Here is a 13,277-nt window from a genome sequence, read left to right as displayed (position 1 = left end):
GCGGTCCGCCGTCCGGTGTGATCACGCCGGACGGCGGACCGCGTACGGACCGTCGGTCCGCCAGCCTGCCGGCCCGTTCCGGCTCCCGCGGGGCCCTCCGTCAGCGGAAGGTGTCGCAGCGGGCCGGGTCGCCGGAGGTGTAGCCGGTGGTGAACCACTGCTTGCGCTGGGCCGAGGAACCGTGCGTCCAGGTGTCCGGGTTCACCTCGCCCTGGAACTCGGACTGGATCCGGTCGTCGCCCACGGCCGCCGCGGCGTCCAGCCCGTCCTCGATGTCCGCCCGGGTCAGCTCGGTCAGCAGGGGTTCGCCGGTGGAGTCCTGCGGGTTGGTGGTGGCGTGGTGGGCCCACACGCCCGCGTAGCAGTCGGCCTGCAGCTCCAGCCGTACCGAGCCGCTGTCGGGGCCCTGCCGGTCGTCGCCGACCCGGTCCATGGTGCCCAGCAGGTTCTGCACGTGGTGCCCGTACTCGTGGGCCGTGACGTACGCCTGGGCGAACGGTCCGCCGGAGGCGCCGAACTCCGTCCGCAGGTCGTCGAAGAAGTCCAGGTCCAGGTACACCTGCCGGTCCGCGGGGCAGTAGAAGGGGCCCACCCGGGAGGTCGCCGCGCCGCAGGCGGTGGACACCCGGTCGCTGAAGAGCACCGTCCGGGCGGCGGAGTAGTCGCCGCCGCGTCCGGCCAGTTCGGCCTCCCAGAAGTCCTGCAGGCTGTTGACGACGCCGACGATCCGGCAGTCCTGCCGCGTGTTGGCGTCCTGCCCCGTCCGGCACTCCCGCTCGACCCGGTCCGCTCCGGTGGCGGCCCCGGTGTCCGGCGAACCGCCGCCCGCGCCGAGTTGGTCCGGCCCGACACCGAGGAACAGGGCCAGCAGCAGACCGACGAGGCCCACCGCCCCGCCGCCGACGGCCACCCGGCCGCCGCTCATCCCCCGCCGGTCGTCCACCTGCGAGGTGTCGAGACCGGCGTCGTCGTCGAACCGCATGTGCCTCCCTCTCCAACGCTTCCACCGGCTTCCACCGGCTTCCACCGGCACGGAGCGGCACGCGCCGCTCCGTGCTGGTCCGGTTGCCCCGTCCGGGCCGTCCGAATCAGGGCACACCCGGCGGAACCGGGAGCTGCCGGCCGCGACCGGGCCGGGGACGGGGACGGCCCGACTCCCCGACGCCGTGCCGGACGTGCGGGGACGGCGCCGGGGTCGCCGGGCGGAGCCCGTCCGGCCGCGGCCCGCGCCGGTGGTGTCCGCCCCGGCCGGATACTGGTCGTACGGGCTCCCCCGGACCGGGGCGGGGAGCAGCGGTCGGGAGGTGGTGCGGTGTCGCAGCGGCGGACGGCGGAGTCGCTCACCCCCGCGCAGCGGCGGGCGGTCCTGGCGTCCGATCCGGTGACGGGGGAGCTGACGGGGAGCCCGGCCACGGGTGCCGCGTTGCGGGCCAGGGGCCTGGCCGTGGCGTACGGCCGGGCCGGCAGGCACTACCTGACCGGAGCGGGGCTGGCGCTCCGCGAGGAGCTGCGGGAACGGCCCGCCCCGGACGCGCCCGCGCCTCCGACCGGACGGACCGGTCCGTCCGGGGCCTCCGGTTCATCCGGTCCGTCGGGTTCGTCCGGTGGTCCCTCCGGGGGGTTCGCCGCGGCGACCGGGGACGGGCCGGAGCCGGAGGACGACCCCGGGCTGCGCGCCGCCGCCGTGGCCCGGGCCTGGGCCGGCGTACTGGAGATACGCCGCGTCACGGGCGGTTCCGCCGGGCCCGGTTCGGGCGTGCCGGCGCCGTGGGAGCGGACGCGGATGGTCTGGGCGGTCGCCCTGGCGCTGGAGGCCGCGGGCGTACCGCCGTCGGCGGTGGACGCGGGCGGGCGCCGTACGCGGGCGGGGTACCGCGTCCTCGCCGCCGACGAGCCGGGCGCGGTCCGGGTGGAGTGGCGCGGTCCCGCCGCCTCCGCGGGCCGCGACCGGGCCGAGCGGGAACTGAGGGCGTGCGCGGGGCACCTGGCCGGGCGGGGCTGGGAGGCGCTGCTGTACTGGGGCGCGCGCCGGGTCCCGTTCCTGCTGGTCACACCCGGCACGCCGTGAGGCGGGAGCGCGTTCCCCCGGGCCCGCGGAGGAGCGTGCCGTACGGCCGTCCCCGCGGCCGGCCCGTACCCCCGCGGGGCCTCGCCCGCGCGGAGCGGCCGGCGAACCCTACGCTTGCGGGATGAGCGAAGGTGCACCGTCGTGGAACGCGCTGGCCGGGCAGGTCGCCGAGCTGGCGCGGCGCGTTTCCGAACTCGAGGAGCGGCTGGGAAGCGGAGCGGGGGGCCCGGAGGGCGAGAACGAGCCGGCCGACGCGTACTGGGTGCTGCCGCAACTCCGGGAGCGCCTGCAGGAGGTGGCGCACGGCGGGATCCTCTTCGCCGGATCCGTGGCCGGCTCCGGTGGGGAACGCGCGGAGTGGGAGCGCTCCGCCACCACGGACTCGGTGCTGAGCTCCGACTGGTCGGAACTGGCCGACACGCTGGGCGCGCTGGGGCAGCCGGTCCGGCTGCGGCTGGTCCAGGCGCTGCTGGAGGGGCGGACCGCGGTCGCCGAACTCCTGGAACTGGACGGGCTCGGCACGACCGGACAGATCTACCACCACCTGCGGCAGCTCGTCTCCGCCGGCTGGCTGGAGACGACGGGCCGCGGACGCTACCGGGTACCGCCGACCCGGCTCATCCCCCTGCTGGTCGTGGTGACCGCGGCCCGTCGCTAGGTGTCCGGTCCGCGAGCGCTGCCGGCGCGCGCGGACGCCCGGCCGGGCGTGCCCGGCCGGGGCCTGCCGCGGGGTCGGCTGCGGGGTCTGTTGCGGGGTCATCCGCCCATCGCCTCGACGAGGGCTCTCGGGCGCATGTCCGTCCACGCGGCCTCGATGCGGGCCGGGCAGGCGGTACGGCCGTCGGGCCCGGAGGTGCGGGTCCAGCAGGGCGGGTGGCAGGTCGGGCCGGCCGTGGGACTCCGGGTCCTGCGGCAGGTCGGGGGGCAGCACCGGTTCGGCGCCGCGGTGACCTCGGTGAGCAGCGGCCGGGTCCGGCCCGGCGACGGGGTCACGGTCGGCTCGCGCTCGGTCAGGAAACCGGTCCACAGCGGCGGTTCGGCGCGACGCGCCGGAGGCGCCCTGCTCGGCCGGGGTGCGGGCCGGGCCGGGAACGGGACCGGCGGAGGGGCGGGTCCGGGGCACGGCCCTCGGCGAGCACGCGGTCGGCCGCGGCCGGGACGGCGCGGACGACCGGCACCGCCCGGACGCCGGTGGGCCACTCCCCCGGCTGCCGGCCCGGACCGACGACCGGCACCGACGCGTCCGCCTCGGCGACGACGAGGGCCCCCGAGCCGACGTCGGCGGCGGCCAGGCGGGCGGTGGGTCGGCCGGCCCCCGCCACCAGCTCCTCGTACGTCGGCGTCTCTCCCTTCCGAGCACAGCGCGCACAGCGCCACGGCGCGCGGCGCGGGCCGCGCGCTCCGCCGGGTCCGCCGCTGACAGGCCGGCCGGTTCGGGGAGTTCGGGAAGTTTGGCGACGGTGCGCGTGCGGTCCGGCAGGTGCCGGCCGGCTGCGGTGACCGCGACCGGGGCCGCGGTGCGGAACGTGCTTTCGGCGCTCATGCGCGCTCCCGCCCGTCCGGGGTTCCGACACCGGAACGCTACCGCCTGATACATAGGTACGTAAGTACGTAATCCATTGTTTAGGACCGGCCCGGATTTGGAATGCTGGGCCTCACCCGTCCGGTCCCCCCACACGGAAGGCTCCTCATGCTGCGGACGCTCTGGAAGTTCCACGGCCCGGTGACGGCAGCGGGCGTCGTGTGCGTCCTCGCCAACGGCCAGGGCATCGGCCCGCTGTGGCTGTCGGGAATCGCCCTGCTGGCGGCCGGCCTGCTGATGCGGTGGGCGATGACCCGTGCCCAGCGTCCGCGCGAGGAGGCGCCGCCGTTCGCGCTCGAAGTCCCCGTCGAGGGCCGCTGGATGGCGCGCAACGGACCCGCCGCCAAGGTGCCCAGCCACACCCACAACCTCGCGCAGACCTACGCCATCGACCTGGCCCGCCGCCCGGCGCCGGAGCCGGTGTGGCTCTGGCCGCCGGCGCGGCGTCCCGAGGCCTACCCGTCCTTCGGCGAGCCGCTGCTCGCCCCGGCGGACGGCCGCGTGGTGGCCGCCGCGGACGGGCAGCGGGACCATCTGACGCGTTCGTCGCTGGCCGGCCTGTTCTACGTCCTCGCCGAGGGGTTCGTGCGCTCCCTCGGCCTCCCCCGCCACCTGCTGGGCAACCACCTCGTCCTGGACCTGGGCGACGGGGTGTACGCGGTCTTCGCGCACCTGCGGCGCCGCTCGCTGAAGGTGGCCGTGGGCGACCGGGTGGCGGCCGGTCAGCCGCTGGCCGAGTGCGGCAACTCCGGGAACTCCTCGGAGCCCCACCTGCACTTCCAGCTCATGGACGGCCCCGACGTCACGTCCGCCCGCGGCCTGCCCTTCACCTGGCGGTACCGGGACGACGACGGCGGGGAGCACGAGGGCGTGCCCGCGGACAACACCTGCTTCCTGCCCGTCAGGACCGCGGCGACCGACCGGACGGCCCCGGCCCCCTAGGCCGAGCCGTAGCCGGGTTCGAGCGCGAACCGGACGGACCGGACGCGGCCGTCGGGGGCGAACTCGCCGAACGCGAGGACGTCCTGCCGCCGTGCCGGGTTCCCCTCCCGGCTGGTGGTGTAGTGGGCCGCGAAGCGATTGCCCTCCCGCAGCACCCGGTGCACCTCCACCGGGTAGGTGTGGCCCCGCCTGCGGCCGTCCTCCAGGGCCTTCAGGACACCGGAGCGCTGCATCACCTTCCTCCCGACCTGGTGCAGCGCGTCGGGGGTGTGGAAGCGGTCGTGCGCCTCGGCCGCCGGTACCGCCGGGTCGTATCCGGCGGCGTAGTAGGCCCGCAGGTAGTGCGCGGGGTCCTGGGCCGGCGTCGGCTCGGCCCCGGGGGCGGGCGGCGGGGCGGGGCTGGTGTCCGGGGCGGGGCGGGCCGCACCGTCGAGCAGCGCGTCCGAACTCGACCAGCCGGGCCGGGTGGCCGAGAAGGCGATGGTGCCGGCCACGCGCCCGTCCTCGGCCAGCTCCGCGAGGACCGCCGCCTCCGTGGCGCTCTCGATCTTCCCGAGCATGGGCGTGCTGACCGTGTACCGGGCGGCCGCCCAGCGGCCGTCCACGATCACCTCGTGGATGTGCAGCTCGTGCGGCGCGCCGAGGGAGCGCCGGGAGCGGAGGCTGCCCAGGGTCTTCTCCCGGCTCCAGGTCCGGCCGTTGACCCGGTGGGTGCCGTCCGGCAGGTGGTAGTGGTCCCAGACCTCGTCGACCGGCTCGGTCCCGTCGAAGGCGTCGGCGTGGTAGGCGCGGAGGTAACCGGCGAAGTCCTCGGCGGGAACGGGGCGGTGTGCGATGCTCATGGCGCTCTCCCGGCTTTCTCGGTGGGGGTGACGCCGTCCCCGGGGCCCAGGGACGGCGCGGTGGTGATGTGGAACTCGCGGCGGAGGGCGGCACGGGCGGCGAGGTGCCCGCACATGCCGTGCACGCTGGGGCCGGGCGGCGTCGACGCCGAGCACAGGTACACCCCGGGCAGGGGCGTGCGGTACGGGTTCCAGGCGGGCACCGGCCGGAACACGGACTGTGCGAGCGTGATGGCCCCCGCGCCGATGTCCCCGCCGGGGTAGTTCGGGTTGTACGTCTCGTAGTCGGCCGCCGAAACGCCGCGCGCCGCGACGACCGTGTCGGCGAAACCGGGCGCGTAGCGTTCGACGCGGCGGGTGATCAGCGGCACCGGGTCCCGGGTGTCGCCGTTCGGCACGTGGGCGTAGGCCCACACCGGGCGGCGTCCGCCCACCTCCCGGCCGGGGTCGGTCACGGCCGGGTCGACCAGCAGCACGAACGGCTCGTCGGTGGCCTCGCCCCGGGCGGCCGCGTTCTCCGCCGCGAGCGTCTCGGCGCGGGTGCCGCCCAGGTGCACGGTACCGGCCAGCCCCGTCTCGGGGTTGGCCCAGGGGATGGGCCCGCTGACCAGGAAGTCGGCCTTCGCCGCGCCGGGGCCGTAGCGGAAGCGCTCCAGCGCCCGGCGGTAGCGCGCCGGGAGCCGGTCGCCGGCCAGCTCGAGCAGGCCGCGCGGTGTGGTGTCCAGCATGATCACCCGGGCGTCCAGCTCCGCGAGGTCGGTGACCCGGTGGCCGGTGTGCACGGTCCCGCCGTGCGCCCGCAGGTCGTCGGCCATCGCCTCGGCCAGGCGGCCGCTGCCCCCCTGGGGCAGCGGCCAGCCGGACGCGTGCGCCAGGTGCCCCAGCAGCAGGGCGATGGCGGCGGCGGGCAGGCTGGGCAGCCTGCCCACCGCGTGTGCCGCGACGCCGGTGAGCAGCGCGCGGGCGGCTCGGGTGCGCAGCCCGTTGCCCCGCAGGACGTGCCCGAGCACCCGCGGGCCGAGCAGCGGCGGGACGGCGAGGTCGCGCGGCAGCGACCGCTGGCCGGACAGCAGGAAGTCGGTCACGCCCGTGCTGTGCCGGACCAGCGGCTCCATCAGGCCGCGCCAGCGCCGCCCGTCCGGGCCGAGCCGGTCGCAGGTCTCCGCCAGGTCGCGGAAGGCGAGCGCGGTCTCGCCGCCGTCCAGCGGGTGCGCGTAGGCGATCGCCGGCTGCAGCAGCCGGACACCGCGGGCCGCGAGGTCGAACTCGCGGAAGAACGCGGAGGCGGCGGCCATCGGGTGCACGGCGGCGCAGACGTCGTGCCACACCCGGGAGTCGAACAGCGCCTCCCCGCGCAGGCCGCCGCCGACGGCGGCGGCCTGCTCGTGGACGTGGACGGTCAGCCCGGCGCGCGCCATGGTGACGGCGGCGGCCAGACCGTTGGGACCGCTGCCGACGACGGCGACGTCGACACCCGTCATACCGGCGTGCCCTCGGTGGCGAACTGCTGGTCGGCGAGCCTGCGGTACACCTCGTCGGACCGCAGGAGCTCCCGGTGCGTGCCGACCGCCCGTACGCGTCCCTGCTCCATCACGAGGATGCGGTCGGCCTGCACGATGGTGGACAGCCGGTGCGCGATGGCCAGCACGGCGCACTCGCGCGCGGCCTCCGTGATCGCGTCGCGGAGCGCGGCCTCGGTGTCGCTGTCCAGGTGCGCGGTGACCTCGTCCAGCAGGATCACCTCCGGCCGCTGCAGCAGCGTGCGGGCGATGGCGAGCCGCTGCCGCTGGCCGCCCGACAGGCCGGCGCCCCGCTCGCCGAGCCGCGTGTCGAGGCCGTCGGGCAGCTCCGCGACGAAGTCCTCCAGGCTGGCGAGCCGCAGCGCACGGGCGATCTCGGCGGTGTCGGCCCCGGGGTTGGCGTACGTCAGGTTCTCCCGGATGGTGCCGCGCAACAGCGGTGCGTCCTGCTCGACGTAGCCGACCAGCGACCGCAGTTCGTCGAGTCCCAGGGTGGCGACGTCGTGGCCCGCGACCCGGATCGTGCCGGAATCCGGCCGGTAGAAGCGCTCGATGAGCTGGAACGCCGTCGTCTTGCCGGCGCCGGACGAGCCGACGATCGCCGTCAGGCCGCGGCGCGGCAGGGTGAACGAGACGTCCCGCAGCACCGGGGAGGCCTCGTGGTAGGAGAAGCTGACGCCCTCGAAGCTGACCGCGGGCGCCGACTCCCCGACGGCCCCGCGCTCCCGCGGCTGCCCGGGCTCCGGTTCCTCCCCGCCCTCCTGGGGGATCTCCCCCAGCTCCGTCACCCGCTGGACGGCGGCACGGCCCTGCTGGATCTGACCGATCGACATGAAGAGCATCACCAGCGGCGCAACCAGGTAGAAGAGGTACATCACGAACGACGTCAGGTCGGCGGGTGACAGCGTACCGGTGGCGACCCGGGCCATGCCCCAGGAGATCACGACGGCCAGCGAGAGCTGGGTGCCGACGTTCATCACCGGGGTGAGCAGGGAGCCGAAACCGGTGACCCGGATCCCGCTGGCCCTGGCGCGGCCGGCCAGCCGCGCCAGCTCCTCGGCCTCCCGCTCCTCGGCCCGCGACGCCTTGACCGTGGTGATGGCGCCGAGCACCCGTTGCAGACCGGAGCCGAACGCGCCGACGTCCTCGCGGTTCTGCAGGGCGGCGACGCGCACCCGGCGGGCCAGCAGCAGGGCGCAGCAACTGGACAGGCCGAGGCAGCCGACCGTGGTGAGCAGCAGCTTCCAGTCGAGCCCGGCCATCAGCACGACGCCGCCGAGGACCATGAAGACGGAGGTGACCACCTGCGCCAGCGCCTGTGCGATGACCAGGCAGGCGATGGACGTGTCGGACACGGTGCGCGCGAAGACGTCCCCGTGCTCCAGGCGCGAGAAGTGCGGGATCCGGCTCCGGAGCAGGCGGCCGCCCAGGACGCGCCGGGCGTCGAACACGATGTTCTCGCCGGCCCGGCCGATGGCGTAGGCGTGTCCGGCGCTCAGGGCCGCGTCCGCGACGAAGAACAGCGCGGTCAGCGTGACGGGCCAGAGGATCGACCGGTCCTGGGACACGGCCTCGATCAGACGGCCCAGCATCCAGGGCTGGGCGAGCGTGGCCGCCGCGCCGACCAGGCCCATGGCGATGCCGGCGGCCAGCAGGGCCCGGTGGCGGCGTGCTATCTCCCGGAGGCTCATGCGGGCTTGGTGTAGGACGCGACGAACAGGCCCGCGGCCGGAACGTAGTCGCTCCGCCGCCAGTCGGCGTAGTGGCCCTCGGGGACCAGTCCGGCCTCCCGCGCGTAGCCGTCCACCTCCTCGGGCGTGAGCAGGCGCACGGTCTCCGTACCGATGCGGTGGGTCCCGTCCGCCTCGAACCACACGGTCGACACGTGCCAGATCCGGTCGTCCGCCAGGAGCTGGGCGTGCATCTGCACACCGGTGTTCGGTTCCGGATAGGGCGCGAACACCGTGGTGCGCCTCAGTCCCTCGTGCTGGGCGACGATGCCCGGGCGGTTGTGCGTCTCGATCAGCAGACGGCCCCCGGGCAGCAGGTGTTCGGCCGCGCGGGCGACGACCTCGCGCTGCTCCCCGGGGTCGAGGACCAGCGCGAGCGTGGAGCAGACGCAGTAGACCAGGCCGTACCGCCGGTCGCTCCGATAGGTCCGGATGTCCCCCTGTTCGGCGGTCACCTCGCCCTGGTCGGCCTTCTTCTCCAGGGCGGCGAGCATCTCCGGGGAGGAGTCCACACCGGTGACCGGACCGACGCGGCGCGACAGCGGCAACGCGATCCGGCCGGTCCCGACGCCGAACTCCAGCGTGCCCCGGGACGGATCCGGGTGGAAGCCGGTGAGCGCCTCGACGGTGTCCTGGGTGGCGGCGTCGTTCTGGAAGATACGGTCGTACCAGCCGTCGAACTGCCTGCCGTAGCCGATATCCGCGATCGTCATCGTTGTCCGTTCCTCTGTGGATGGAGTCCCGCTGCGGGAGCTGTCGGTCTCAGGCGGCCCGGAGAAAGGCCGGGGACGCGGGTCTCATCGGCTGGTAGGTGGAGACGTAGAGGACCTCCGGATCCTCGCTTTCGTCATGGCCGGTGGCACGGACCACGGCGAACTGGAATCCGCGTACGTCGGAGACGTTCCGGGTGTCCCTGATCTGCCGCCTGATGAATTCGGAGAGAACCCGGTAGGGCGGCGAACCGGTCGGGTCCTCGCCTTTGGCGATGCTCTTTATGATGGCGCTGCAGATGTCGAACACGGCCTTTTCCGTCCGGCGGGACGAGAACCAGAACGCCTGGGTCATCCTGCGCTTCTGGATCAGGTCGAGCTCGATCCAGGAGGACGTCTCGCGCTTTTCGTCGAGGGTGCGGTAGAGGTAGTGGTAGTCGTGCGTCGCGGGATTGGGCGCGAAGAACTTCCAGTTCGGCACGAAGGAGAACAGGTCCTTCTCCCGCGCGCGCTCGAACGCCGGATTCGGGTGCTGCGCGGCCAGCGTCGTCACCAGCAGGGCCGCGCCCGCGAGGCGCGTCAGGGCCCCGGGACCGGTGAACGCGTCCCTGAGGAAGGCGGTGGCGTTCACTTCTCCTCACTCCCCTTCTCCAGAGGGTCTGCGGCCGGCACCGCGGCGGCCGGCCCGGTCCGCGGCGCGCAGTGCCGCTCCACGAAGGCGGCGATCAGGTCCGCGGCGGTGCGCGCGTGGCGCGCGTCGCTCAGGATCGTGTCGTGTCCCGCACGCTCCACGACGGTGACCTCGCCGTGCCGGCCGGCCTCCCGGTGGGCCCGGGCGATGTCGTGGTACATCAGCAACTGGTCGGGGTCGATGTCCACGGTCACCTGCGCGGCGACGACCAGGCCGGGCGCGGGCACCGGCTCCAGGTCGGCGTCGAAGTCGCGGAACTCCCCGTGGACCGCCTCCCACTCCCGCGCCGCCGCCGTCCACAGCCGCGAGTCGGTGTAGAGGGCGAACACCTTCTCCCGGTAGGGGTAGGGCAGGTCCTGCACCCACCGCGGCCGCGACATCAGCGCGCCCGTGCCCAGCCTCGTCCAGCGCGCCATGTCCTTGAGGGACTCGGTGAACAGCTCGCTGCCCTTCCGCTGCCTGCTGGACCGTACGAGCTGCCCGGGGTGCGTGGGGTCGAGGTAGACGACGCCCGCCACCCGGTCGCCCAGCCGCTCCACCGTCCGCCGGTTCAGCTCCGCCCCCAGCGAGTGCCCCACGAGCACCACCCTGCGGCCGTCGGGCAGGGCCTGGCGGATCAGGTCCTCCAGGTCGTCCACGGACTCCCGCAGGGTGTACGGGGCGTTCCTCACCCGCCTGCTGGGCCCGTATCCGGCCCGTGCGTAGGTCACCACGGGCTGGCCCAGGTCGAACGCCAGCCGCTCGACGATCCACGCGAAGTGCTCGGACGTCGAGGCGAGGCCGTGGTTGAAGACGAGGACCGGGCGGTCGGCGAGGTCCTTGCCGCCGACGTCGTACTCCAGCACGTTGCCGCACCGCGTGGTGACGGTGCGGGACATCGGCCATCCGGCCATGACCCGCGCGCGCCGCTGCGTCGCCAGCACGGCCGCGCCGGTGACACCGCCGGCCAGCAGCGCCAGCGCGGTCCTGACCATCCGGTCGTCCCGTCCCGCGACCGCGGGGAGGGTGCGCGGCGCGGCCGTGTAGGCGACCATGGGGTGCATCGCGGGGAAGGCGGTCATGAAGCGGCCCAGGCCCATGACGAAGGCGTTGACGACGTGGAAGCCGCCGGCGGCGCCGAGCATCGGCCGGGTGAGGCGCCCGCCGGCCAGGTAGACGACGGGGAAGAGGCACTCCATCGCCAGCACCGCGTGCTGCGCGGCCCTGCTGGCGCGGGGGTAGCGCTGCGTCAGCCGGTAGGCGTGCTCGAATCCGTAGGTCCGGGTCCGCATCACGCCGGGCAGGGCCGAGCCGTCGCGCCACTTCGTCCCCGCCATCTTGACCCAGCCGGACGCCGCGTAGGACATGTTCGCCTGGATGGCCAGGTACCACATCAGGGCGTCCTTGACCTGCGGGCTGTTCGACAGCCGGGCGAGGCCGGTGACCGCCTGCACCTGCGTGGCGACCTGGTCCGAGCCGTCGCTGCCGTAGCGGTGGCGGGCCTGCAGGAGTGTGGTGGTGGCGCCGAGGTAGAGGCTTCCGGCGGCCCGCCATCTGCTGTTGCCCGGCAGCAGCATCCCCAGGCCGCAGGCGACGCGCGTGGCGTGCAGGGCCAGCGTGGTCCGTCTGCCGCTGACGGCGTCGGTGAGCTTCTGGACGGCGGGGATCCTGCTCTCCGGGGTCTGCCTCATGATCTCCCAGTCGTTGAGACCACCCGGACCCAGGTTCCGGTGCTGGTGGAGGTACTCCAGGGAGGAGGAAATACTGGAAAGAGCGGCGAGACGCTCGGATATTCCTATCGCGCGGTCCCGCGAAACGGGAATGGGGGAGAATAGCGAAGAGGAAAGCTTCTTGACCAGCTTCATACCGAGGTTCTTCTCCGTATCGACCCGGCTGAGGGGTAGGGTTGGAAGGGCTGCCGGGCCGCGATTGCGCCGCGGCCCGACAGCTCTCCGACGCCCTCCGGAGGGGCTCCCGGAAGGCTCTCTCAGAAGCCCTCAGGGCTTCTCGACCACTGACGCCTGGTCAGCAGGGCGGGTCAGCCGGCGGTACGGCCGGCCTCGTACGCCTGGACGGTGACCCACGCGGCGGCGGCACCGCCGGCGAAGCTCACGCCGAAGGCGACCAGGCCCGGAGTGGCCTGGACCGGCATCATCGCGCCGAACTCGCCGTCGGTCTCGTCCGTCAGCTTCTCGGGCGTGATCGCGGCGACGCTGTCGACAATCCTGCTCATTGCTTTTCTCCTTCTGGTATCGACCTGGTTCGAGAGGTCAGCCGACGACGCGGCCGGTGACGTACGCGCCCACCACGGCTCCGGCGCCCGCCACGGCACCGCCGACGTACCAGCAGGTGGCGACGGCCGCGGGGGTGGCCAGGACCTGCAGCGGGGCGTCGTCCTGGTAGCCCTGCTCCAGCGAGCCGAAGTCCTGCTCGTCCATGAATTCGGCGATCTTCTGTTCCATGGGCCCTTCTTCCTTCTCTTCTCGTATTTCCTGGGATGACGCGTTCCGGAACGAGACAAGGATCAGGCCTCACCTGGCCGAACCCCGCCAGGAGAGCCGGCACATGGGATTGCCGGAGGGTGCCCGGATCCCTGAATGGCCGGATGTCGACTCAGGAAAGATCGGCACCCCCGGACGCTACGCGCGTCACATGAAAACGCCACAAAGGCGCTCACTGAAACTGGAAGGCGCATGACCTCCGAACCCTGGTCAGGGGTTCGAGCCACATCCGACATTCAAGCGGAATTTACACCCTGTAAACGCTTCGCAAAGAGAAACCCCGTCGGGAGACGAGCACGTGCCCTGTGGTCATTACCTCGTCCCGGGAAAAGAGTTTGGTGTACGGCTCGCGCTCATTTCCACCCCTGGCAAGCCGGTGTGATGTATGTCACTCCCGCAAGATCAGATGTTTCATGTGCCGGGAAATGGTCAGCGGGCGCCATCCGCTCGGCTTCCGCTATTGACGGGCGATATCACATCGGGCGAAATTCCGGACGGGTCGGATAAGGGTGCGGATTTTAATTCCGCGGCCCGCGTCTCCCGGGACGCGTCCGGGGGCGGGCCGCCCTCTCCTCCGTCCGCGCCGCCGGGGGAGGGGGCGGCCGGGCGGGTGCGGGGTCCCGGCGGGGGAAGCGCGACGGCCGGGGCGCGACGGGCTCCGCGGGAACGGGAGGACGGGACGGCGGGGCCGGGGTGCTTCGGCGCGGAGGGG

General features: G+C 73.9%; 12 protein-coding genes. 3 read left to right on the top strand and 9 right to left on the bottom strand.

Annotated features, from left to right (window positions below):
- Nucleotides 1–100: 100 nt before the first annotated feature.
- Nucleotides 101–982, bottom strand: coding sequence for a neutral zinc metallopeptidase (locus QC029_RS15130; protein WP_279556171.1), 882 nt, complete (start codon nucleotides 980–982; stop codon nucleotides 101–103).
- Between the two features lie 330 nt (nucleotides 983–1,312).
- On the opposite strand from QC029_RS15130, the gene QC029_RS15125 reads away from it, so the two are divergent.
- The 3 genes from QC029_RS15125 (at nucleotide 1,313) to QC029_RS15115 (ending at nucleotide 4,592) form a co-directional block, all read left to right on the top strand.
- Complete coding sequence (locus QC029_RS15125) at nucleotides 1,313–2,068, top strand: hypothetical protein (protein ID WP_279556170.1); 756 nt, start codon at nucleotides 1,313–1,315, stop codon at nucleotides 2,066–2,068.
- A gap of 121 nt (nucleotides 2,069–2,189) precedes the next feature.
- Nucleotides 2,190–2,726 carry a helix-turn-helix transcriptional regulator gene (locus QC029_RS15120; RefSeq protein ID WP_279556169.1) on the top strand — a complete coding sequence of 179 codons (537 nt, stop codon included), beginning with the start codon at nucleotides 2,190–2,192 and terminating at the stop codon, nucleotides 2,724–2,726.
- A 1,032-nt stretch (nucleotides 2,727–3,758) separates the two neighbouring features.
- Nucleotides 3,759–4,592 (top strand): M23 family metallopeptidase, encoded by an 834-nt coding sequence (locus QC029_RS15115; protein WP_279556168.1) that lies wholly within the window; start codon nucleotides 3,759–3,761, stop codon nucleotides 4,590–4,592.
- Here QC029_RS15115 and QC029_RS15110 read toward each other — a convergent pair.
- The 8 genes from QC029_RS15110 to QC029_RS15075 form a co-directional block, all read right to left on the bottom strand.
- Nucleotides 4,589–5,434 carry a nuclear transport factor 2 family protein gene (locus QC029_RS15110; protein ID WP_279556167.1) on the bottom strand — a complete coding sequence of 282 codons (846 nt, stop codon included), beginning with the start codon at nucleotides 5,432–5,434 and terminating at the stop codon, nucleotides 4,589–4,591. The two genes, QC029_RS15115 and QC029_RS15110, sit on opposite strands and share 4 nt — an antisense overlap.
- Nucleotides 5,431–6,915 (bottom strand): NAD(P)/FAD-dependent oxidoreductase, encoded by a 1,485-nt coding sequence (locus QC029_RS15105; protein ID WP_279556166.1) that lies wholly within the window; start codon nucleotides 6,913–6,915, stop codon nucleotides 5,431–5,433. Before QC029_RS15105 ends, QC029_RS15110 begins: the two co-directional genes overlap by 4 nt.
- Nucleotides 6,912–8,645, bottom strand: coding sequence for an ABC transporter ATP-binding protein (locus QC029_RS15100; protein WP_279556165.1), 1,734 nt, complete (start codon nucleotides 8,643–8,645; stop codon nucleotides 6,912–6,914). The genes QC029_RS15105 and QC029_RS15100 overlap by 4 nt, the downstream gene beginning before the upstream one ends.
- Complete coding sequence (locus QC029_RS15095; protein ID WP_279556164.1) at nucleotides 8,642–9,397, bottom strand: trans-aconitate 2-methyltransferase; 756 nt, start codon at nucleotides 9,395–9,397, stop codon at nucleotides 8,642–8,644. The genes QC029_RS15100 and QC029_RS15095 overlap by 4 nt, the downstream gene beginning before the upstream one ends.
- A 49-nt stretch (nucleotides 9,398–9,446) precedes the next feature.
- Nucleotides 9,447–10,025 (bottom strand): hypothetical protein, encoded by a 579-nt coding sequence (locus QC029_RS15090; protein ID WP_279556163.1) that lies wholly within the window; start codon nucleotides 10,023–10,025, stop codon nucleotides 9,447–9,449.
- Complete coding sequence (locus QC029_RS15085) at nucleotides 10,022–11,755, bottom strand: alpha/beta fold hydrolase (RefSeq protein ID WP_279556162.1); 1,734 nt, start codon at nucleotides 11,753–11,755, stop codon at nucleotides 10,022–10,024. Before QC029_RS15085 ends, QC029_RS15090 begins: the two co-directional genes overlap by 4 nt.
- A 347-nt stretch (nucleotides 11,756–12,102) precedes the next feature.
- Nucleotides 12,103–12,297, bottom strand: coding sequence for a hypothetical protein (locus tag QC029_RS15080; protein ID WP_279556161.1), 195 nt, complete (start codon nucleotides 12,295–12,297; stop codon nucleotides 12,103–12,105).
- Nucleotides 12,298–12,334: 37 nt separating this feature from the next.
- Complete coding sequence (locus QC029_RS15075; protein ID WP_279556160.1) at nucleotides 12,335–12,526, bottom strand: hypothetical protein; 192 nt, start codon at nucleotides 12,524–12,526, stop codon at nucleotides 12,335–12,337.
- Nucleotides 12,527–13,277 lie beyond the last annotated feature (751 nt).

Source organism: Streptomyces sp. DH37, from assembly GCF_029813835.1.
Taxonomy (GTDB): Bacteria; Actinomycetota; Actinomycetes; order Streptomycetales; family Streptomycetaceae; genus Streptomyces.
The sequence above is the reverse complement of the archived record's forward strand: the minus strand, read 5'-3'. Positions and strand labels throughout refer to the sequence as shown.